A 20,855-nucleotide genomic window follows, 5' to 3' on the forward strand; every position below is an offset into this window, starting at 1 on the left:
TTTTATTTTTACGTATTTTTAAATGAATGCTTTGGTCCTACACTGAGCTTTGTCAGCTACTCAACAAGTCGCGTGTGTTTGACAAACAAATTTGTGCCGTTTAGGATCACAATATGACCCAGATCAACGTTCAATTTTCCGTCGCGGCCCACGTGATGGCGGCGCTGGCCACCCACCACGGCACGCCGGTGCGCTCGGCCGAGCTGGCCGGCAGCGTCAACGCCGATCCCAGCTTTGTACGCCGTGTGGTGTCCAAGTTGGCCAAGGCCGGGCTGGTGGCGACCACACGCGGCAAGACCGGCGCCTGCACGCTGGCCCGGGATCCGCAACAGATCACCCTGCTCGATATTTACCTGGCCAGTCAGGCGCCCGCCGCGTTTAGCGTGCACGCCTACCCGACGCAGGACAGCTGCCAGGTGAGCCGCACCATCAAGGGCGGCATGGCGCAGTTGCTGCAGCGGGTGCAGTGCGACTTCGAACACAGCCTGGCGCAGCACACGCTGGCGGACTTCACCGCCAGCCTGCAACTGGCCGCCTGACATTTTTTTTCATCAATTTGTGCCGTTTGTTGACACATTAAAGGAACCGTTATGACCCACGTACCCAAACAAAAAATCGCCTTCATCACCGGCGGCAATCGCGGCATCGGCTTCGAGACCGCGCGTCAGCTGGGACAAGCCGGCGCGCTGCCCGTCATCGGCGCCCGCAGCGAGCAGGCCGGACGCGAAGCGGTGGAACAATTGCGCGCCGACGGCATTGCGGCCCAGTGGCTGCTGTTCGACGTCACCCGCTACGCTGATCACCAGCGCGCCTACGACCATTTCCACGCGCTGGCCGGCCGCCTCGACATCCTGGTCAACAACGCCGGCGTCTACCTGGAGGGCGAGACCGGCGTCAAGGATCTGTACAACGCCGCCGACGTGCCCGAAGCGGTGCTGCGCCAAACCATGGAGGCCAACTTCTTCGCTCCCGTGCTGCTGACGCAAACGCTGCTGCCGCTGCTGCAGCGCTCGGCCGCCGGCCGCATCGTCAACCTGTCCAGCATCCTGGCGTCGCTGACACTGCACCGCGATCCGTCCTCGCCGATCTACAGCGCCAATTCGGTGGCCTACGATACCTCGAAGACCGCCCTCAACGGCTACACCGTGCACCTGGCCAAGGCGCTGGCCGGCACGCCGGTCAAGGCCAACGCGGCGCATCCGGGCTGGGTGCAAACGTCGATGGGCGGCAGCGCCGCGCCGATGGCGGTGGCGGACGGCGCCCGCACCAGCGTGCAACTGGCGCTGCTGCCGGACGATGGCCCGAGCGGCGGTTTCTTCCACCTCGGTGAGGTGCTGCCATGGTAAGCGGCGCCGACCTTGCGGCCAGCCCCCGTGCCTCCGCCGCGCCAGCGATTGCCGCGCCGGCATGGTTGGCCGTGGCTTCGCTGGCCATCAGCACCTTCGCCTCGGTCACCACCGAGTTTCTGCCGATCGGCCTGCTGACCAACATCGCCGCCAGCCTGCACGTCAGCGAAGGCACAGTCGGCCTGATGATCACCATGCCGGGACTGGTGGCGGCGCTGACCGGCCCGCTGCTGATCATCGCCTCCGGCCGGCTGGACCGGCGTGTCGTGCTGCTGGCGCTGTCATCGCTGCTGGTGCTGTCCAACGTGCTGGCGGCGATGGCGCCGAACCTGGCGACCATGCTGCTGGCGCGCGTGCTGCTGGGCCTGGTTGTCGGTGGCTTCTGGACCTTCGCGCCCGGCGCCACCGGCCACCTGGTACCGGCCGCGCTGCAGCCGCGCGCGATGTCGTATGTGCTGGCCGGCATCTCGGTCGCCACGATTGCCGGCGTGCCGGCCGGTGCGCTGCTGGGCGACCTGATCGGCTGGCGCGCCGCCTTCATCGCTTCCGCCGTGGTGGCCAGTTGCGTGCTGGTGCTGCAAGCGCGCGTGCTGCCCGCCATGCCGCCGGCGCGCGCGGTCCAGCCACGCGACCTGCTGGCGCCTCTGACGCATCCCGCTTCGCGCCTGATCCTGCTGGTGGCGCTGTTCCTGGTGGCTGGACACTTCACCGGCTACACCTACCTGCGGCCGATGCTGCAACAGGTGTTCGGCCTGTCCACGCCAGCGGTCACCACGCTGCTGCTGGTGTACGGCGTGGCGGGCTTCGCCGGCACCTTCGTCGGCGGCCAATTGGTGGCGCGCAATGTGCGCGGCACGGCGCTGGCGGCGGCCTTGGTGATCGCCGTGGTGCTGCTGCTGTCGTCGCTGGCGGGCCACGGCGCGGCGGCTGGCACGGTGGCCGGCGCCGTGGCGGTATTCGCCTGGGGCGCCGCGTTCGGCCTGGTGCCGGTGGCGATGACCACCTGGATGCTGAAGGCCGCCTCGGCCACCCCGGAAGCAGGCCAGGCCTTGTTGGTCAGCTTCTTCCAGATCGCCATTTCGCTGGGCGCGCTGGTGGGTGGCCTGATCGTTGACGGCATGGGCGTCGTCAGCGCCCTGCTGGCAGGCGGCGCGCTGGCGGCGTTGGCCTCACTGCTGATCGGCATCAATCGTAATCCCTCATAACGTAACTCCCTCTTGAAAGGAATCACCATGTCCACGAATATGTCCAGCATCAGCGTACCGGTGTTTGTCCGCGCGTTGAAAGTATTGTCCACGCTGCTGAGCAAGGGCGAAGCACACGCCGTCCAGCACGGCATTGCACCGGCGGCGATGCTCGGCGCGCGCCTGGCGCCCGACATGCTGCCGCTGTCGGCACAGGTGCAGCGCGCCAGCGACAGTTCGAAGTTCGCCGCACAGCGCCTCAGCGGCGGCGAAGGCCCGCGCTTCGCCGACGACGAAACCACCTTCGCGCAGCTGCAGCAGCGTATCGCCAACACCATCACCTACCTGGAGAGCGTCGATACCGCCCAGCTTGATGCGGGCGGCGCGCGCGCCATCGCACTGAGCTGGCCGTCGGCGGAGGTGCCGTTCACGGGCGAAAGTTATCTGCTGACCGTCGCCCTGCCGAACTTTTTCTTCCACATCGTCACGGCGTACAACATCCTGCGCAACCAGGGTGTCAAGGTCGGCAAGCTCGATTATCTCGGGCCGTTCGGCGCCGAGCACGATTAACCACACCGGGCACACTGCCCTACATCCACCGAAAGAAAACAATGAGCACATCAACTGAATCGATCCACGGTCCCGCGCGGGGGCTGACCCTGAACAATGTCGCCATCGCGGTCCGCGACCTGCCGGCCATGACCGCCTGGTACGAGCGCGTGCTGGGACTGACCGCGGCGCAACGCGGCCGCTTTGATGCGGTAGGCGCCGATTACGCCATGATGGAAGGTGCCGGCACGCGCATCGAACTGGTCACGCTGGCCGGCGCGAGCACGGTGGCGGTCGATCGCACGGCGCCGCCGAGCCATCTCGGCGTACTGGGGTATAAAGCCCTGGTCTTCGATACCGTCGATCTGCAGGCGGTCACCAAGGCATTCGCTGACCACGGCGTTGAATTCGTCTGGGCCGACCAGCAACTGACGCCGCAACGCCGCTCGACCATGATCCGCGACCCCGAGGGAAACATGATCCATTTCTTCGGCCCGCTGTCGACGTAAGCATTGCCGGGCCCGCGAGGAACGCAAAAAGGGCAGCCACATGGCTGCCCTTCTTCAATACTGGAGCGGGAGAAGAGTCTCGAACTCTCGACCTCAACCTTGGCAAGGTTGCGCTCTACCAACTGAGCTACTCCCGCTTGGAGTCGTTTTGGAGGCGAGGATCGGAGTCGAACCGACCTAGACGGCTTTGCAGGCCGCTGCATAACCGCTTTGCTACCTCGCCAGAGGAAACTTTTACTAAAGACCGCAGCGGGTTACGCGCTGCGATCCGGAATTCTGGAGCGGGAGAAGAGTCTCGAACTCTCGACCTCAACCTTGGCAAGGTTGCGCTCTACCAACTGAGCTACTCCCGCTTGGAGTTACTATTTTTACTGCGCCAACCGGTTTCCGGAGAAACTGGAGCGGGAGAAGAGTCTCGAACTCTCGACCTCAACCTTGGCAAGGTTGCGCTCTACCAACTGAGCTACTCCCGCATTTCGAGTCCAGCATATTAGCAGGTGACTGCTGTTTTTGCTAGTACTACTTGTTTTCGATGACTTCGCTTGGAGCGGGAGAAGAGTCTCGAACTCTCGACCTCAACCTTGGCAAGGTTGCGCTCTACCAACTGAGCTACTCCCGCTTTGCTTCGTCGTCATCAACAACAGGCCAGCATTATAGAGGATCTACACCGCCTGTCAATGCCCAATGAAAATATTGTTTATACGGTTAGATTTGGCCCGATTTTTCCTTGATCAGCGGCCATGCCAGGCGCAGGTAGTAGAACATCGACCACACCGTCAGCACCGCCGCCACCTCCAGCAGGCGCGCGCCCCAGAACTGCGTATCGACCGCGCCAAACAGCACGTCATGGAACAGCAGCAGCGGAATCGCCATCATCTGCGCCGTGGTCTTGATCTTGCCCAGCGAGCTGACCGCCACCGATTTGGAGGCGCCAATCTGCGCCATCCACTCGCGCAGCGCCGAAATAGCGATCTCGCGGCCGATGATGATGAAGGACAGCACGGCGTTGGCGCGGTCCAGTTGCACCAGCACCAGCAAGGCGCCGGCCACCATCAGCTTGTCCGCCACCGGGTCGAGGAAGGCGCCGAAGGCCGAGGTCTGGTTCCAGCGGCGCGCCAGGAAGCCGTCGAACCAGTCGGTGACGGCGGCCACGATGAACACCAGCGTGGCCGCCAGATTCTGATCTGCTACCGGGAGCATGGTGGTCGGGAGGTAGTAGACGCCCACCACCAGCGGGATCAGCGCAACGCGCAACCAGGTCAACAGTATCGGAATATTGAAGGGCATAAGCTAAAAGTGATGTGCGGCCATGAAATGTTGTAATGCGCCGCTAGTCTACCTTGACATAGCACATTAAACCAGCACCGTTGCGCCGCGACGCCCGTCAATGCAGCTGCTTGTAGATTTCTTCCGCCAGCGCGCTGGAAATGCCTTCAACTTGTTTCAGATCTTCGATGCTGGCGTCGACCACGCCGCGCAGGCCGCCGAAGCGCGCCAGCAGGCGCTGGCGGCGCTTGGCGCCGATGCCTTCGATTTCCTCCAGGCGCGAGGTCTGGCGCGTCTTGGCGCGCTTGGCGCGCATGCCGGTGATGGCGAAGCGGTGCGCCTCGTCGCGGATCAGCGCCACCAGCATCAACGCCGCCGATTCCTTGCCCAGTTCCTGCGACGGCCGGCCGTCGACGAACATCAGCGTCTCCAGACCGACGCGCCGCCCTTCCCCCTTGGCCACGCCGACGATCAGGCTGATGTCCAGCCCCAGTTCGGCAAACACCTGGCGCGCCATTTCGATCTGGCCCTTGCCGCCGTCGATCAGCACCACGTCCGGCATCACGCCGTCGCCGTTGGCGACCTTCTCGTAGCGGCGGAACAGCACCTGGCGCATGGCGGCGTAATCGTCGCCCGGCGTGATGTCGTTGATGTTGTAGCGGCGGTACTCGCCGTTCTGCATCTGGTGGTGATGGAACACCACGCACGACGCCTGTGTCGCCTCGCCCTGCGTGTGCGAGATGTCGAAGCATTCGATGCGCAAAGCATCGATGTCTTCCGGCTCCAGTTGCAAGGCTTCGACCAGCGCGCGCGTGCGCGACTGCTGCGAGCCCTGCTCCGACAGCAGCCGCGCCAGCGAGATCTCGGCGCCCTTCTGCGCCAGTTCCAGCCATTTGCGGCGCTGGTCCTGCGGCTGGAAGATCAGGTTGATGCGGTGGCCGCACTGCTCCTGCAAGGCCTGGATCAGCGCCGGGTGGTTGAATTCGATATTCAGGATCAGCGTGCCGGGGATGAACTTGTCGACGTAGTGCTGCGCCATGAAGGCGGCCAGCACCTCGACTTCGATCGACTCCTCGGCGATCGCCTCGGCGTCGCTGACGTGGGTCGGGAAGTAGGCGCGGTCGCCCAGGTGACGGCCGCCGCGCACCATGGCCAGGTTGACGCAGGCGCGGCCGCCCTGCACCAGCACGGCGATGATATCGACGTCGGCGTCGCCGGTGGTCTCCATGCTCTGCTGGTGCAGCACGCGCGACAGCGACTGGATCTGGTTGCGCACCGACGCCGCCTGCTCGAATTTCAGCTCGGCCGCGTAGGCGTGCATTTTCTTTTCCAGGTCTTCCAGCACCTCGGACTGGCGGCCGCGCAGGAAGCGCGCGGCGTTGTCGACATCGAGCTTGTAATCTTCCTTGCTGATCAGGTCCACGCACGGCGCGCTGCAGCGGCCGATCTGGTGCAGCAGGCAGGGACGCGTGCGGTTGGCGTAGACGCTCTCCTCGCAGGTGCGGATCTGGAACACCTTCTGCAGAATCTGCATCGATTCCTTGACCGCCCACGAGCTGGGGAACGGGCCGAAATACTGGTTCTTCTTGTCCACCGCGCCGCGGTAGTAGACCATGCGCGGCGCATCGCCGCCGGTGATCTTCAGGTAGGGATACGATTTGTCGTCGCGGAACAGGATGTTGAAGCGCGGGCTGAGCGCCTTGATCAGGTTATTCTCAAGGATCAGCGCTTCCGCCTCGCTGTGCGTGACGGTGGTTTCCAGCCGCGCGATGCGCTCGACCATCATGGCGATGCGCGGGCTGCTCAGGTTTTTCTGGAAGTAGCTCGACACGCGCTTTTTCAGGTCGCGCGCCTTGCCGACGTAGAGCACCTTGTCCTCGGCGTCGAAATAGCGGTACACGCCCGGCAGGTTGGGCAGCTTGGCAACGGTGGCTAATACCTGTTCGCGCGGATCGCTTACTTCTTCGGTCACTTTTCCTGCTCCACGATGACGAAGGCGACCGCATAGTCCTCTTCGTCGCTGACGGTCACCTGCGCCGACAGCTTATGCTTTTCCATGAATTCTTTCAGCACGCCGCTGCACACGATCATCGGCTTGCCGCCGGGATGATTCAGCATCTGCGCGGCGGGCCAGGTCATCGGCATGCGGATGCCGAGGCCGATGGCCTTGGCGAAGGCTTCCTTGGCGGCGAAGCGCGTGGCCACGAAGCGGATGCCGCGCACCGGGTGCTTGGCTTTGCGCGCCAGGTATTTTTCCATCTCCTGCGGCCCGAGGATTTTTTTCGCAAAGCGGTCGCCATGCTTCGCCAGCGCCGCTTCGATGCGCGGGATCTTGCAGATGTCGGTGCCGATGCCGTAGATCACGACGCGCGTCCGATGCGGGTCGAGACCATGATGGCCTTCATTTCGCGCACGGCGTTTTCCCAGCCGACGAACACCGCGTGGGCGACGATGGCGTGGCCGATATTCAGCTCGGCGATTTCCGGAATCGCGGCGATCGCCTGCACGTTGGTGTAGTGCAGGCCGTGGCCAGCGTTGACCTTCAGGCCCTTGCCGACGCCATACAGCACGCCGCGGTGGATGCGTTCCAGCTCGGCGGCCTGCTCGGCGCCTTCGGTGTCGGCGTAGCGGCCGGTGTGCAGTTCGATCACCGGCGCGCCGAGGGCGGCGGTGGCGTCCATCTGCGCCTCGTCGGCGTCGATGAACAGGCTGACGCGGATGCCTTCGGCCTGCAGCTGCTTCACCGCGCGTTCGACGGCGTTGTAGTTGCCGGCGACATCGAGGCCGCCTTCGGTGGTGACTTCGGTGCGTTTTTCCGGCACCAGGCAGACGTCGGCCGGCTTGATGCTGCAGGCGAAGTCGATCATTTCCTGCGTCACGGCGGCTTCCAGGTTCATGCGGGTGATCAGCTGCGGCGCCAGTGCGATGACGTCGGCGTCCTTGATGTGGCGGCGGTCTTCGCGCAGGTGCAGCGTGATGCAGTCGGCGCCGGCCTGCTCGGCCAGCAGCGCGGCGCGGATCGGGTCCGGATATTGGGTGCCGCGCGCGTTGCGCAGCGTCGCCACGTGGTCGATGTTCACGCCGAGGTCGATGATGGTGCCGGAGGGTTGCAGGAAGCTCATTGTTTTTTCTCTTATAACTGGGACAGATCCACGAGGATCTGGCGGGTGTTCAACGGCGCGCCGTTCAGGTGGTGCGCGACCAGAAAGCGCATCAGCTGCTTGCTTTGGGCTTGCGTGGCGACGTCTTCGTAATTTTCGCATTCCATGTCCAGCAGCGTCTTGCCGGCCACGCGCGGCCACGGATCGGCGGCGCGTTCGGGACGCGGTCCGCGCTCGGGATCGACCACGTAGGTGACGTCGGCCTGCACGCTGCGGCGCGTTTCCACGCAGCGCGTCAGGTCGGCGGCGACGCCCGTCTCTTTAAGTAGGGCCCGTTCGAATTTTCTCAAGACGATGGAGGCAGGTTCGTTGTGCGCCAGCTGGTTGAGCGTCGAGACGTAATGGTCGAACAGCGCCGGATGGGCGTCATCGCGCGCCAGCAGTTTGACCAGCAGTTCGTTCAGGTAGAAGCCGCACAGCAGCGCGGTTTTTTCCAGCGGCAGCATGCCGCCCACCCATTCGGCCTCGGTCAGCGTGCGCAGTTCCGATTTGCCGACCCAGCTCGACGACAAGGGCTGGAAGGTCTGCAGCACGCCGCGTAGCTGTGAATGCGGCCGCTTGGCGCCCTTGGCGATCAAGGCCACGCGGCCGAAGTCGCGCGTGAACAGGTCGATGATCAGGCTGGTTTCTTTGTAGGGATAGCTGTGCAGCACGAAGGCCGGCTGGCCGGCAACCTTGGTGCCGACGGTGCGCTCGCGCGACGGAGCGCGCGGACGCTTGGGCGGCGCCGGCGTGATGACCGGCGCGGCAGGCACGTCCGCCCCCGCCGTCACCGCCGCTGGCGGTGCGTCCAAGGTGGCGTCTGGCGTGGTGGACATGCTGGTGATGGATTACTCGTAACCGTAAGCGCGCAGGCCCGCTTCGTTGTCGGCCCAACCGGATTTGACCTTGACCCAGATTTCCAGGTACACCGGGCCGCCGAACAGCTTTTCCATGTCCAGGCGCGCTTGCGTCGATACTTCCTTCAGGCGCGCGCCCTTGTTCCCGATAATCATGGACTTGTGCGTGTCGCGCTCGACCAGGATGGCGGCAAACACGCGGCGCAGGTCGCCCTCCTGCTCGAATTTCTCGATCAGCACGGTGCTGGTGTACGGCAGTTCGTCGCCGACAAAGCGGAACAGCTTTTCACGGACGATTTCCGACGCCATGAACTTCTCGCTGCGGTCGGTGATGTCGTCCGGTCCGAAGATGGCTTCGTTCTCCGGCAGGAATTTCTTCAGTTCCTTTTCCAGGCCGTCGAGCTGGAAACGCAGCTTGGCCGACACCGGCACGATGGCGGCGAAGTTGAACTTGGCGGCCACCTGCTGGGCGAACGGCATCAGCGCGACCTTGTCCTTGACGCGGTCCGACTTGTTGATCACCAGGATCACCGGCACTTCGGTCGGCAGCAGGTCCAGCACCTGCTGGTCGGCCGGGCCGAAGGTGCCCGCTTCGATGACGAACAGGATCAGGTCCGACGAAATCAGGGTGTTGGTGACGGTCTTGTTCAGCGTCTTGTTCAGCGCGTTGGCGTGGCGGGTCTGGAAGCCCGGCGTATCGACGTAGATGAACTGCGCGTCGTCATAGGTCTGGATGCCGGTGATGCGGTGGCGCGTGGTCTGCGCCTTGCGCGAGGTAATGCTGACCTTGGCGCCAATCAGCGTATTCATCAGCGTGGACTTGCCCACGTTCGGGCGGCCCACAATGGCGATGTAGCCGCAACGGAAGTTGCTGGCGGAGGTCGTTTCGGTCGTCATGGTATTTCTCTTTACTTGTTGGCTGCCTTGGCAGGCGGCGACGGTGCGTCGCTGCTCTGCACGGTGGCGATGCCGGCCAGCTTGAGCTGGGCGGCGCGCGGCTTGGACTTGCGGGCGGCGGCAGGCGCTTTTTGCGCCGCTTGTTCCGCAGCGACCAACGCCAGCTTGGCGGCCGCCTGTTCGCCGGCGCGGCGACTGCCGCCACGGCCGAAGACCTGGATGCCCAGTTTCGGCACCAGGCATTCAATCTCGAATTCCTGGCTGTGCGCGGCGCCGTGGGTGGCGATCACGTTGTACAGCGGCAGCGAGATTTTCTTGCCTTGCAGGAATTCCTGCAGCAGCGTCTTGGCGTCCTTGCCCAGCGTCTGCGGATCGACCGTGTCGAGGATAGGGATGTAGAACGAGCGGATCGCCGCGCGCGCCGGTTCGAAGCCGCCGTCGAGGAAGATGGCACCGAGCAGCGCTTCCAGCGTATCGGCCAGAATCGACGGCCGGCGGAAACCGCCGGATTTCAGTTCGCCCTCGCCCAGGCGCAGGAAGTTGGACAGTTCCAGCTTCTGCGCGATTTCGTACAGCGACTGCTGCTTGACCAGGTTGGCGCGCAGGCGCGACAGGTCGCCCTCGTCGATGTCGATGTAGCGCTCGTACAGGATCGAGGCCACCACGCAGTTCAGGATCGAGTCGCCCAGGAACTCCAGCCGTTCGTTATGCAGACTGCTGTGGCTACGGTGCGTCAAGGCTTGCTGCAACAGGCCAGCATCCTGGAACGTATAGCCTAAACGCGTTTGCAATAACTGGAGATTCATGGGTGATCGGTTCTTTATTCGGTTTTCGCGGGTTTGGCGCCACCCTTGTCGGTGGTGCCTTCATATTCAAGCAGCAAGCTGGCCGGTCCGACCAGCGGGATTTTCTTCTCGTAGGCGAAGCTGATTTCGGTTTCGCCATTCACTTTTTCGATGATCAGGTCGCGGCTGCTGATCGAGTCGATGTAGCCGGCCGTGACGCTGGCGTCAAACGAGCGCTGGATCTCGGCGACGCTGCCGCCGGCCGCCTTGGCCGTGACGATGGCGTTCTTGATCGCGCGGTATTCGGCGTAGGTCGGCACGATCTTCAGCGCCAGCAGCACGAAAAACCCGAGCACCGCCAACACGCAAATCAGTCCGACCAGCGACATGCCACCCTGCCGTTGTTGCATCTTAGTCCCTTTCGAGCCGCTATGCTGCACCTTGCACATCAATGGATGCCGCCGATGCGGCGCAGGTTACCCAGATTCATCCAGACAAAAAATGCTTTACCGACAATATTCTTGTCCGGTACAAAGCCCCAGTAGCGGCTGTCCGCACTGTTGTCGCGGTTGTCGCCCATCATGAAATAGTTGCCCGCTGGAACCGTGCAGGTGAACCCTTCATAGCGGTAGGTGCACGCCTCGTTATTCGGGAACTGCAGCACGCTGTCGCGATTGTAGGTCGGCGCGTTGGCGTTGTTCAGGATGCGATGGCTGACGCCGCTCAGGTTTTCCTCGAACTGCTTGTTGTAGACCAGCTTCTCGTCTTCCAGGTAATCGTCCAGCGGCGTGTACTTCACTTCCACGCCATTGACGGTTAAGCGCTTGTTTTCATACGTGATTTTATCACCCGGCACGCCGATCACGCGTTTGATGTAATCCTGGCTCATGTCCATCGGGTATTTGAACACCATCACGTCGCCGCGTTGCGGGTCGTTGATCTGGATCACTTTCTTGTTCAGCACCGGCAGGCGGATGCCGTAGGTGAACTTGTTCACCAGGATCAGGTCGCCCACCAGCAGCGTCGGCACCATCGACGACGACGGGATCTTGAACGGCTCGTACAGGAAGGAACGCAGCACGAACACCAGCGCGATCACCGGGAAGAAGCTGCCCGAATACTCGATCCAGGTCGGCTGGCGCAGGATGCCGGCTTCCAGCTGGGCGCGGTTGCCGCTGTTGTCGGCCTTGATGCCGTCGGCGCTCAGGCGGGCGTTGCGGGCGTCGTACTCGGCCAGCGCGCGGTTGGCGGCGGCACGGCGCTGCTTGGCCAGGTAAAACACGTCCAGACACCAGATCACGCCGGTGATCACCATCAGCACGAACAGGATTAATGCAAAGTTTCCTAAGATGACTTGCAGGCTCATTTATCGTCCACTTGTAAGATTGCCAGGAATGCTTCTTGTGGAATCTCGACCGAGCCCACTTGCTTCATGCGTTTTTTACCGGCTTTTTGCTTTTCCAACAGTTTCTTCTTACGGCTGACGTCACCGCCGTAGCACTTGGCCAGCACGTTTTTGCGCAGCGCCTTGACGTTTTCACGCGAAATCACGTTGACGCCGATGGCCGCCTGGATCGCCACGTCGAACATCTGACGTGGAATCAGCTCGCGCATTTTCGCCGCCACCTGGCGGCCGCGATAGGCCGAGTTGGAGCGGTGGACGATGATCGCCAGCGCGTCGACCTTCTCGCCGTTGATCAGCATGTCGACCTTGACCACGTCGGAGGCGCGGTATTCCTTGAACTCGTAGTCCATCGAGGCGTAGCCGCGCGAGGTCGACTTCAGCTTGTCGAAGAAGTCCAGCACGATCTCGCCCATCGGCATCTCGTACACCAGCTTGACCTGGCGGCCGTGGTAGCTCATGTCCATCTGCACGCCGCGTTTGCCGATACACAGGGTGATCACCGAACCGACATACTCTTGCGGCATGTACAGGTTGACGGTCACGATCGGTTCGCGGATCTCGTTGATCTTGGTGTTTTCCGGCATGCGCGACGGGTTGTCCACCTTGACGATGGAACCATCGCGCATCTCGACTTCGTACACCACGGTCGGCGCGGTGGTGATCAGGTCCATGTCGAACTCGCGTTCGAGACGTTCCTGCACGATCTCCATGTGCAGCAGGCCCAGGAAGCCGCAGCGGAAGCCGAAGCCCAGCGCCTGCGACACTTCCGGCTCGTACATCAGGGCGGCGTCGTTCAGCTTCAGTTTTTCCAGCGAATCGCGCAGCGCGTCGTACTGGTTGGCCTCGACCGGGAACAGGCCGGCGAACACCTGCGGCTGCACTTCCTTGAAGCCCGGCAGCGGCGCCGCCGCGCCATGCACCGCGTGGGTGATGGTGTCGCCTACCTTGGCGGCCTTCAGCTCCTTGATGCCGGCGATGACGAAGCCCACCTGGCCGGCCGACAGCTGCGGCAGCGAGAACGAGCGCGGCGAGAAGATGCCGACGTCTTCCACCAGCTGCAGCGAATCGGTCGCCATCAGCTTGATTTTTTCTTTCGGTTTCAGCGTGCCGTTGACCACGCGCACCAGCATCACCACGCCGACATAGGCGTCGTACCAGGAGTCGACGATCAGCGCCTGCAGCGGCGCGTTCGGGTCGCCCTTCGGCGGCGGCACCTTGGCGATGATCGATTCCAGCACGTCTTCCACGCCGAGGCCGGTCTTGGCCGAGCACTGGACGGCGTCGCCGGCTTCGATGCCGATCACGTCCTCGATTTCGGCGATCGCGGTTGGCGGATCGGCGTTCGGCAGGTCGATCTTGTTCAGCACCGGCACCACTTCCACGCCCAGGTCGAGCGCGGTGTAGCAGTTGGCCACGGTCTGGGCTTCCACGCCTTGCGAGGCGTCGACCACCAGCAGCGCGCCTTCGCAGGCCGACAGCGAGCGCGACACTTCATACGAGAAGTCGACGTGGCCGGGCGTGTCGATCAGGTTCAGGTTGTAGACCACGCCGTCGCGGGCCTTGTACTGCAGGGCGGCGGTTTGCGCTTTGATCGTAATGCCGCGCTCGCGCTCCAGATCCATCGAATCGAGCACTTGCGCCTCCATCTCGCGGTCGGACAGGCCGCCGCACAGCTGGATGATGCGGTCGGCCAGCGTCGATTTGCCGTGGTCGATGTGGGCGATGATGGAGAAGTTGCGTATGTTGTTCATTAACAAATATTCAAAAACGGGTTTGACACGACGGGGGCGCAAAGGTGCGCGCAATACAAAAAAAGCGCTCCGAGCGGGGCAGTTGCCCTGATGAGCGCCTTGAAGACATTTTCTACCCCCGGCATTTTACCGGATTTCAGAGTGGAAAGGCCGACTTATGCAGTGAGAAATGCAAAAGCTTAGTCTTTTAACACTTCCCGGACTTTGCTTTCGTCCAGGAAGTAGTGGCAGAGCTCAGGCTGGGCGAGGTCGGCGAACAGCACCGGCACCAGCTCGTCGTAACGGGCCAGCAGGGCCGGATCGCCGGCCTCGTCGATGTCGATCACGTCCACGGTGAACGGCCGCTGCGGCGTTTGCAGAAGCAGCAGCGCGTCCAGCATGTCCTGGCACAGATGGCAATAACTGCGGGAATAGAGGGTGAAATGCATGCGTTGCGCCCTCCGGCCACAGCCGGAGGGCCTGCTCCTTACTTCGCGGTGGGACGCAGCGAGATGAAGCGGGTCGAGCCGTCACGGAACACCAGCACCACCGACGGTTTCTTCGGATCGAGCTTGGCCACCGCCGCATTGAACTGCTTGACGTTCTTGATCTCGATGTTATTCAGTTGCAACAGCACATCGCCCTCGTCCAGCTGGGCATTGGCCGCCACACCTTCCACCGAATCGACCAGCACGCCGCCATCGACGCCCAGTTCCTTCTTCTGCGCGTCGGTCAGGTCGATCACCTTCAAGCCCAGCGCATTGGCCTTGGCGGCTTCCGGCGCCGGCTTGGCGCCCTTGCCTTTGCCGGCCTTGGCGGTCTTGTCGGCATCCAGCTCGGCCACCGTCACCGGCAGCGTCAGCTCGGCGCCCTTGCGCCACACGGTCACCGACGCCTTGCTCTCCAGCGCGGTGTCGCCCACCAGGCGCGGCAGGTCGGACGAACGGTTCACGTCGACGCCGTTGAACTTCAGGATGATGTCGCCCGCCTTGATGCCGGCCTTGTCGGCGGGACCGCCCGGCTCCACCAGCGCCACCTCGGCGCCGTGCGCGTTCTTCAGCCCCAGCGACTCCGCCACTTCCTTGCTGACTTCGCCGATCTGCACGCCGATGCGGCCGCGCGTGACCTTGCCGTTTTTCTTCAGCTGTTCGGAAACGCGGATCGCCTCGTTGATCGGCACCGCGAACGAAATGCCGTTGGAACCGCCCGACAAGGTGGCGATCTGCGAGTTAATCCCGATCACCTCGCCGCGCATATTGATCAGCGGGCCGCCCGAGTTGCCCGGATTGACCGCCACATCCGACTGGATCAGCGGCAGATATTCGCCGGTGTCGCGCGCCTTGGCCGAGATAATGCCGGCGGTGACGGTGTTTTCCAGGTTGAACGGCGAGCCGATGGCGATGACCCACTCGCCGGCGCGGATCTTGTCCGAATTGCCCATCACCAGGAACGGCAGCTTGTCGCCTTCGATCTTCAGCACCGCCACGTCGGTGCTGGCGTCGGCGCCCAGCACCTTGGCCTTGAATTCGCGCTTGTCGGTCAGCGTGACGAACACTTCGTCGGCGCCGTCCACCACGTGGGCGTTGGTCATCACATAGCCGTCGGCCGACAGGATGAAGCCGGAACCGACGCCGCGCTGCACCGGCTCGTCGGACGGCGCCGGGCGGCGCGGCGAGCGGCCGTTCGGCGCCGCGCCCGGCGGCAGGCCGCCGCCGAAGAAGCGGCGCAGCAGTTCCTGCATGTCTTCGTCGCCGGGCAGGCCGTTGGCGCCGCCCTTGCCTTGTTTCGGCCGCTCGGTGGTGCGGATATTGACCACCGCCGGGCCGACCTGGTCGACCAGGTCGGCAAAGTCCGGCAGGCCGATGACGGCGCCGGTGACCGGCGAGGCCGCCATGGCCGGCGACATGCCCATGGACACCCAGAAGCTTGCGCCGAGAACCAGCGCGGACAGCGTTTTACGACCAGCAGAGAAGTTATTTTTCATGGAGTATCGGTCTCTTCTTTAAAGTTCGGGATGCAAGCGCCCTGCCCGTCGCAGCGATGTGGCAAGCGCGCGACGTGAGGCTAGCACATGGTAAGCGAAATGTCGCTATACCGTATGCCCGGAATAATTATAAGGGTATGTGCTTAGGGGAAAATGATGGCGGCCGGCTGATCTTCAAGCGCCGGCGCTTGCGCCGCAACCGGGGCATGCGCCGGCTCGGCCGCCAGACGCGCGGCCAGGGCCGCGCCGAAACCGTCGCTGAGGTCGCCGCCGGGCGTGCTGCGCAGCACGTCGCCGATCAGGTGGTAGGCGCGCCAGGCGGCCTGGCCGTTGTCCGTGTCGAGCGCGGCCAGGGCCAGTTCGCGCTCGCTGTCGGGCAAGGCGCCGTCCGCCAGTGCCGAGATATGTTCACGCAGTTTTTTGTCGGTGTCCATAGCTATCCCGCCATCTCAAGTTGCCGAATGTCATCCATCATTCCTGCCTTACCAGCGCTTGTCAACCGGCATGTCCAGTAAAGGCTTCAATTTTTCGGCGATGACTTCGCGGGCGCGGAAGATGCGGCTGCGCACGGTTCCGATGGGACAGGCCATGATGTCGGAAATCTCCTCGTAGCTCAGCCCCTCGATCTCGCGCAGCGCGATCGCGGTACGCAGGTCCACCGGCAAGGCGTCCATGGCCGCATTGACGGTCTGGGCGATCTGCTTGCTGGCCAGCATGGACTCTGGCGTATTGATGTCGCGCAAATGCTCGCCATCGTTAAATCCTTCAGCCTGTTCGCTATCGGCGTCGGTGGAGGTGGGCATGCGCCGTCCCTGCGTCGCCAGAAAGTTTTTGGCGGTATTGATGCCGATACGGTACAGCCAGGTGTAGAAAGCCGAGTCGCCGCGGAAATGCCGCAACGCCCGATACGCCTTGATAAAGGTTTCCTGCACCACGTCCTCCGCCTCGGCCGGGTCGTGCACAATGCGCGACAGCAGACGCATCAGCCGGCGTTGGTACTTCGCCACCAGCAAATCAAACGCCTGCTTATCGCCATCCCGGACCCGCTCGACCAGCAACTGGTCGCACTCGCGTTCTGTCGTCACTCCTGCATTCCTCGGTGGCCTGCAGCGCAGCCGATTCGTATAGCCATATGCTATAGAGTTAGCCCGCTGCAAGAAGTTCACACTGCCGACGTGTTTATTTCGCTGCGCGCAGCCGCGCGGCAGGCCAGCGCCACGGCACGCCACGCGACGGGCGCCACGCTGTCCGGCAGCACCGCCAGCACCTGCACCTTGCCGGCCTGGTCGCACAGCCGCAGCAATAGCAGGCGCGGCCATAAAGTCGAGCCGCCCAGCAGGCGCAACGCACAGCCCTGATGCGCACCCGCGTTGTGCTGGTATACCGCCAGCCGCACCTGGCCGACACCGGATATATCAAGCTGGCGCGCAATAGCCGGCGGACGGCCGCCCAGCCACGCCAGCGCGCCGGCCAACAGACACAACAGAGGCGCCACCACGCCAGGGCACACGGCGGCGGACGCCATCACGCAACAGCACAGGCCGGCATGCGCAACACGCAGGCCGAACGAGGGGCGAACGATGACAGACACCGCAATCGACATGACGGCAGCACAACAAACACATGAATAAAAATGGGGGATACTGCGTGGAAGCGCCGGCGCGGGGCCGGGCAATTCAGGCGCCGGCGAGTGCCGGCGCCGAATTCTCGCTCACCCTGATTGGACAGGACGAGACGAGAATTGGTTCAAACTTTTTTAGATCTTGCCGAAGACCAGCGAGCCGTTGGTGCCGCCGAAGCCGAACGAGTTTTTCAACGCGTAATCGATCTTCATGTCGCGCGCCGTATTGGCCACGAAGTCCAGGTCGCACGCCGGATCCTGGTTGAAGATGTTGATGGTCGGCGGCGACACCTGGTGGTGCAGCGCCAATACCGTAAACACCGACTCCAGGCCGCCCGCGCCGCCCAGCAAGTGGCCGGTCATCGACTTGGTCGAATTGACCACCAGCTTTTTGGCGTGGTCGCCGAAAGTGCGCTTGATGCCCTGCACTTCCGCCACGTCGCCTTGCGGCGTCGAGGTGCCGTGCGCATTCACATACTGCACCTGGTCCGGATTGATGCCGGCGTCGGCCAGCGCGGCTTGCGCCGACTTGCTGCCGCCGCTGCCATCTTCCAGAGGCGAGGTCATGTGGTACGCATCGGCGCTCATGCCAAAGCCGAGCACTTCCGCATAGATCTTGGCGCCGCGCGCCTTGGCGTGTTCGTACTCTTCGAGCACCATCACGCCCGCACCTTCGCCCAGCACGAAGCCGTCGCGGTCCGCATCCCATGGACGGGAAGCGGTCGCCGGATCGTCGTTGCGGGACGACAGCGCCTTGGCCGAGGCGAAACCGCCCAGGCCCAGTGGCGACACGGTCGATTCAGCGCCACCGGCCACCATGACGTCGGCATCGCCGTACTCAATCATGCGCGCGGCTGCGCCGATGCAATGCAGGCCGGTGGTGCAAGCCGTCACGATCGACAGGTTAGGACCACGCATGCCGTACTTGATCGACAGGTTGCCCGAGATCATGTTAATGATCGATGCCGGCACGAAGAACGGCGAGATACGGCGCGGACCGCGCTTGTCGTAGTCTTCCTTCTGCTCTTCGATCATCGGCAGGCCGCCGATGCCGGAACCGACGATCACGCCGATGCGGTCGGCGTTTTCTTCGGTGACAACCACGCCGGAGTCTTGCACAGCTTGAATGCCGGCCGCCATGCCGTAATGGATGAAGGTATCCATGTGGCGGGCTTCTTTCGCGGAGATATAGTCCTCGATGTTGAAGCCTTTGACTTCACCGGCAAAACGGGTGCTGAAAGCTGTTGCGTCAAACTTGGTGATGGTGGCAATACCGGATTTGCCCTCGGTGGCCGCTGCCCACGAATCGGCAATGTTATTGCCGATCGGAGTGACGGCGCCCAGGCCGGTAATGACAACACGACGGTTTTTAGAACCTCTCAAGCGATTCTCCTAAAGTCGATCGGGCAGAAATTACGCCTTGACGTGCGCGGTAGCGTAGTCGATCGCTTGCTGCACGGTGGTGATTTTTTCTGCTTGTTCGTCAGGGATTTCCATTTCGAACTCGTCTTCCAGGGCCATCACCAGTTCAACGGTGTCCAGCGAGTCAGCGCCCAGATCGTCAACGAACGACGATTCGGTTTTGATGTCTGCTTCGGCGACGCCCAGTTGCTCAGCGACGATTTTCTTAACGCGTTGTTCGATATCCGACATGTTATGGCTCCATTTGTTTGTTACGGAAAGCGCGCATTTTATCAGGTTTGCGCACTGAAAAACTAATTTCGGTGTCTGCTGCTAAATATTCCGAAATCACTGCTAAAAGATTTGAAACGGCTTTATTTTTATGCCGTTCCGCATCAGTTCATATACATACCGCCATTCACGTGGAGGGTGGTGCCGGTAATATAAGCGGCTTGCGGCGACGCCAGGAAGGCGACCGCCGCAGCGATATCCTCTGGCTTGCCGAGGCGCGCCAGAGGAATCTGCGTCAGCAAGGCGGCGTGCTGTTCTTCGCCCAGCGCCTTGGTCATGTCGGTATCGATGAAGCCCGGCGCCACGCTGTTGACGGTGATGTTGCGGCTGCCGATTTCACGCGCCAGCGCGCGCGTCATGCCTTCCACGCCGGCCTTGGCGGCGGCGTAGTTCATCTGGCCCGGATTGCCGGACGAGGCCACCACCGAAGTGATGTTGATGATGCGGCCGTTCTTGGCCTTCATCATGCCGCGCAGCACGGCGCGCGACAGGCGGCCGACCGAGCTCAGGTTGGTGGCGATGACGCTGTCCCACTCTTCGTCCTTCATGCGCATCGCCAGGTTGTCCTGGGTGATGCCGGCGTTGTTGACCAGGATGCCAACCGCGCCGTAAGTTTTGCTGATGTCGTCGATGATGGCGGCGCAGGCCTCGGCGTTGGTGACGTTGAGCACCATGCCCTTGCCTGCCTCGGCGCCGATCTCGGCCAGGTAGGCGGAAATGGCTTCCGCGCCGGCTTCGGTGGTGGCGGTGCCGATCACGCGCGCACCCTGGCGCGCCAGCTCTTGAGCGATGGCCTTGCCGATGCCGCGCGATGCGCCCGTTACCAGGGCGACTTGATTTGCTAAAGTCATGTAAATCCTTCTACAGTAAATACGGAGTGTGCCTGAAACCGCAAACGCTTATTTGAGCTCGCTCAATACGCGTTCCAGCGTAGCCTGATCGTAAATGGCGTCGCCCACCAGGTTGGCGTCGATGCGCTTGGTCAAGCCCATCAGCACCTTGCCCGGACCGCATTCCACCACCTTGGTGATGCCGTCGGCGGCGATCTTCTGCACGGTTTCCACCCAGCGCACCGGCGCGGCGGCCTGGCGCACCAGCGCATCCTTGATCGCGGCCGGATCGTTCAGCACGGCCACGTCGACGTTGTTGATCAGTTCGATCTGCGGCGCCGAGAACGTGATGTTGGCCAGGTAGTCGCGCAGGCGGTCAGACGCCGGCTTCAGCAGCGACGAGTGGAACGGCGCCGACACCGGCAGCTTCATGGCGCGCTTGGCGCCCTTGCCCTTGGCGATGTCGCAGGCGCGCTCGACTGCGGCAGTGTCGCCGGCGATCACCACTTGCGCCGGCGCGTTGAAGTTGACGGCTTCCACCACGCCACCGCCAGCGGCGGCTTCGGCGCAAGCAGCGCGCACCTCGTCATCCGACAGGCCCAGCACCACGGCCATGGTGCCCTGGCCGACCGGCACGGCTTCCTGCATGGCTTGCGCGCGGAAGCGCACCAGCGGCACGGCGTCCTTGAACGAGATCACGCCAGCGGCGACCAGCGCCGAGTATTCGCCCAGGCTGTGGCCGGCCACGACCGACGGCACGGCGCCGCCGGCGGCGATCCACGCGCGGTAGGTGGCCACGGCGGCGGTCAGCATCACCGGCTGGGTGTTGGTGGTCAGGTCCAGCTCTTCCTTCGGACCTTCGGCGATCAGCTTGCCGAGGTCGAAGCCGAGCGCTTCCGACGCTTCAGCGACGGTCTGTGCGACCACCGGGTTGCCGGCAAAGCCGTCCAGCATCGCAATCGCCTGCGAACCTTGGCCTGGGAATACAAAAGCAAATTTAGTCATGACGTCCATCCATCTCTTTTATTATTGGCAGCAAAGCTATCATGCAATCATG

The 20,855-nt window shown here is 63.1% G+C and carries 24 protein-coding genes and 5 tRNA genes; 5 read left to right on the forward strand and 24 right to left on the reverse strand.

Features of this window, described 5'->3' with window-relative positions; all coding sequences use genetic code 11:
• Positions 1 to 113: 113 nt before the first annotated feature.
• The 5 genes from GJ698_RS08710 to GJ698_RS08730 are packed head-to-tail and all read left to right on the forward strand — an operon-like array spanning position 114 to position 3,588.
• Positions 114 to 539 carry an Rrf2 family transcriptional regulator gene (locus tag GJ698_RS08710; protein ID WP_154357230.1) on the forward strand — a complete coding sequence of 142 codons (426 nt, stop codon included), beginning with the start codon at positions 114 to 116 and terminating at the stop codon, positions 537 to 539.
• A 51-nt stretch (positions 540 to 590) separates the two neighbouring features.
• The gene (locus GJ698_RS08715; protein WP_154357231.1) at positions 591 to 1,346 is read left to right on the forward strand and encodes an SDR family oxidoreductase; all 756 of its coding nucleotides are present in this window, start codon (positions 591 to 593) and stop codon (positions 1,344 to 1,346) included.
• The gene (locus GJ698_RS08720; protein WP_154357232.1) at positions 1,340 to 2,551 is read left to right on the forward strand and encodes an MFS transporter; all 1,212 of its coding nucleotides are present in this window, start codon (positions 1,340 to 1,342) and stop codon (positions 2,549 to 2,551) included. Before GJ698_RS08715 ends, GJ698_RS08720 begins: the two co-directional genes overlap by 7 nt.
• Before the next feature lie 27 nt (positions 2,552 to 2,578).
• Positions 2,579 to 3,100: a DUF1993 domain-containing protein gene (locus tag GJ698_RS08725; protein ID WP_154357233.1), complete on the forward strand. Its 522-nt coding sequence runs from the start codon at positions 2,579 to 2,581 to the stop codon at positions 3,098 to 3,100.
• Between the two features lie 41 nt (positions 3,101 to 3,141).
• Positions 3,142 to 3,588 carry a VOC family protein gene (locus GJ698_RS08730; protein ID WP_154357234.1) on the forward strand — a complete coding sequence of 149 codons (447 nt, stop codon included), beginning with the start codon at positions 3,142 to 3,144 and terminating at the stop codon, positions 3,586 to 3,588.
• 61 nt (positions 3,589 to 3,649) lie between these two features.
• Here GJ698_RS08730 and GJ698_RS08735 read toward each other — a convergent pair.
• The 24 genes from GJ698_RS08735 to fabD all read right to left on the reverse strand — a co-directional run bounded on the left by GJ698_RS08735 (position 3,650) and on the right by fabD (position 20,803).
• Positions 3,650 to 3,725: transfer RNA gene (locus GJ698_RS08735), tRNA-Gly, on the reverse strand.
• A 12-nt stretch (positions 3,726 to 3,737) separates the two neighbouring features.
• Positions 3,738 to 3,811, reverse strand: a tRNA-Cys gene (locus GJ698_RS08740).
• 54 nt (positions 3,812 to 3,865) lie between these two features.
• A tRNA-Gly gene (locus GJ698_RS08745) sits at positions 3,866 to 3,941 on the reverse strand.
• Positions 3,942 to 3,985: 44 nt separating this feature from the next.
• Positions 3,986 to 4,061 (reverse strand) — tRNA-Gly (locus GJ698_RS08750).
• A 70-nt stretch (positions 4,062 to 4,131) separates the two neighbouring features.
• Positions 4,132 to 4,207: transfer RNA gene (locus GJ698_RS08755), tRNA-Gly, on the reverse strand.
• Positions 4,208 to 4,293: 86 nt separating this feature from the next.
• Positions 4,294 to 4,875, reverse strand: a complete 582-nt coding sequence (gene pgsA, locus GJ698_RS08760) for a CDP-diacylglycerol--glycerol-3-phosphate 3-phosphatidyltransferase (protein WP_154357235.1) — start codon at positions 4,873 to 4,875, stop codon at positions 4,294 to 4,296.
• Between the two features lie 97 nt (positions 4,876 to 4,972).
• Positions 4,973 to 6,826, reverse strand: a complete 1,854-nt coding sequence (gene uvrC, locus GJ698_RS08765; RefSeq protein WP_371865204.1) for an excinuclease ABC subunit UvrC — start codon at positions 6,824 to 6,826, stop codon at positions 4,973 to 4,975.
• The gene (gene acpS / locus GJ698_RS08770; RefSeq protein WP_371865205.1) at positions 6,823 to 7,218 is read right to left on the reverse strand and encodes a holo-ACP synthase; all 396 of its coding nucleotides are present in this window, start codon (positions 7,216 to 7,218) and stop codon (positions 6,823 to 6,825) included. Before acpS ends, uvrC begins: the two co-directional genes overlap by 4 nt.
• Complete coding sequence (pdxJ, locus tag GJ698_RS08775) at positions 7,215 to 7,976, reverse strand: pyridoxine 5'-phosphate synthase (RefSeq protein WP_154357236.1); 762 nt, start codon at positions 7,974 to 7,976, stop codon at positions 7,215 to 7,217. Before pdxJ ends, acpS begins: the two co-directional genes overlap by 4 nt.
• Before the next feature lie 11 nt (positions 7,977 to 7,987).
• Positions 7,988 to 8,833 (reverse strand): DNA repair protein RecO, encoded by an 846-nt coding sequence (recO, locus tag GJ698_RS08780; protein ID WP_154357237.1) that lies wholly within the window; start codon positions 8,831 to 8,833, stop codon positions 7,988 to 7,990.
• A gap of 12 nt (positions 8,834 to 8,845) precedes the next feature.
• Positions 8,846 to 9,751, reverse strand: a complete 906-nt coding sequence (era, locus tag GJ698_RS08785; protein WP_154357238.1) for a GTPase Era — start codon at positions 9,749 to 9,751, stop codon at positions 8,846 to 8,848.
• An 11-nt stretch (positions 9,752 to 9,762) separates the two neighbouring features.
• On the reverse strand, positions 9,763 to 10,557 hold the full coding sequence (gene rnc / locus GJ698_RS08790; RefSeq protein ID WP_154357239.1) for a ribonuclease III: 795 nt from the start codon (positions 10,555 to 10,557) through the stop codon (positions 9,763 to 9,765).
• 14 nt (positions 10,558 to 10,571) lie between these two features.
• Entirely contained in the window at positions 10,572 to 10,946 is a 375-nt protein-coding gene (locus tag GJ698_RS08795; RefSeq protein WP_154357240.1) for a DUF4845 domain-containing protein, read from the reverse strand.
• A gap of 38 nt (positions 10,947 to 10,984) precedes the next feature.
• On the reverse strand, positions 10,985 to 11,902 hold the full coding sequence (gene lepB / locus GJ698_RS08800; RefSeq protein WP_154357241.1) for a signal peptidase I: 918 nt from the start codon (positions 11,900 to 11,902) through the stop codon (positions 10,985 to 10,987).
• Positions 11,899 to 13,692: a translation elongation factor 4 gene (gene lepA, locus GJ698_RS08805; RefSeq protein WP_154357242.1), complete on the reverse strand. Its 1,794-nt coding sequence runs from the start codon at positions 13,690 to 13,692 to the stop codon at positions 11,899 to 11,901. Before lepA ends, lepB begins: the two co-directional genes overlap by 4 nt.
• Before the next feature lie 179 nt (positions 13,693 to 13,871).
• On the reverse strand, positions 13,872 to 14,120 hold the full coding sequence (locus GJ698_RS08810) for a glutaredoxin family protein (protein WP_154357243.1): 249 nt from the start codon (positions 14,118 to 14,120) through the stop codon (positions 13,872 to 13,874).
• Positions 14,121 to 14,158: 38 nt separating this feature from the next.
• Positions 14,159 to 15,577, reverse strand: a complete 1,419-nt coding sequence (locus tag GJ698_RS08815) for a DegQ family serine endoprotease (RefSeq protein ID WP_154357344.1) — start codon at positions 15,575 to 15,577, stop codon at positions 14,159 to 14,161.
• Between the two features lie 221 nt (positions 15,578 to 15,798).
• Complete coding sequence (locus tag GJ698_RS08820) at positions 15,799 to 16,089, reverse strand: sigma-E factor negative regulatory protein (protein WP_154357244.1); 291 nt, start codon at positions 16,087 to 16,089, stop codon at positions 15,799 to 15,801.
• Between the two features lie 48 nt (positions 16,090 to 16,137).
• A complete protein-coding gene (gene rpoE, locus GJ698_RS08825) occupies positions 16,138 to 16,740 on the reverse strand; it encodes an RNA polymerase sigma factor RpoE (protein WP_166455253.1) in 603 nt (200 codons plus the stop codon).
• 77 nt (positions 16,741 to 16,817) lie between these two features.
• Positions 16,818 to 17,246 carry a protein YgfX gene (locus tag GJ698_RS08830; RefSeq protein WP_154357245.1) on the reverse strand — a complete coding sequence of 143 codons (429 nt, stop codon included), beginning with the start codon at positions 17,244 to 17,246 and terminating at the stop codon, positions 16,818 to 16,820.
• A 165-nt stretch (positions 17,247 to 17,411) separates the two neighbouring features.
• Positions 17,412 to 18,659 carry a beta-ketoacyl-ACP synthase II gene (gene fabF / locus GJ698_RS08835; RefSeq protein WP_154357246.1) on the reverse strand — a complete coding sequence of 416 codons (1,248 nt, stop codon included), beginning with the start codon at positions 18,657 to 18,659 and terminating at the stop codon, positions 17,412 to 17,414.
• A 30-nt stretch (positions 18,660 to 18,689) separates the two neighbouring features.
• Positions 18,690 to 18,929 (reverse strand): acyl carrier protein, encoded by a 240-nt coding sequence (gene acpP / locus GJ698_RS08840; protein WP_055936274.1) that lies wholly within the window; start codon positions 18,927 to 18,929, stop codon positions 18,690 to 18,692.
• A gap of 143 nt (positions 18,930 to 19,072) precedes the next feature.
• Entirely contained in the window at positions 19,073 to 19,819 is a 747-nt protein-coding gene (gene fabG, locus GJ698_RS08845) for a 3-oxoacyl-ACP reductase FabG (RefSeq protein WP_154357247.1), read from the reverse strand.
• 48 nt (positions 19,820 to 19,867) lie between these two features.
• A complete protein-coding gene (gene fabD, locus GJ698_RS08850) occupies positions 19,868 to 20,803 on the reverse strand; it encodes an ACP S-malonyltransferase (protein WP_154357248.1) in 936 nt (311 codons plus the stop codon).
• Between the last annotated feature and the right edge of the window lie 52 nt (positions 20,804 to 20,855).

It is taken from the genome of Duganella aquatilis (assembly GCF_009674565.1).
In the GTDB taxonomy this organism is placed as follows: Bacteria; Pseudomonadota; Gammaproteobacteria; order Burkholderiales; family Burkholderiaceae_D; genus Rugamonas; species Rugamonas aquatilis.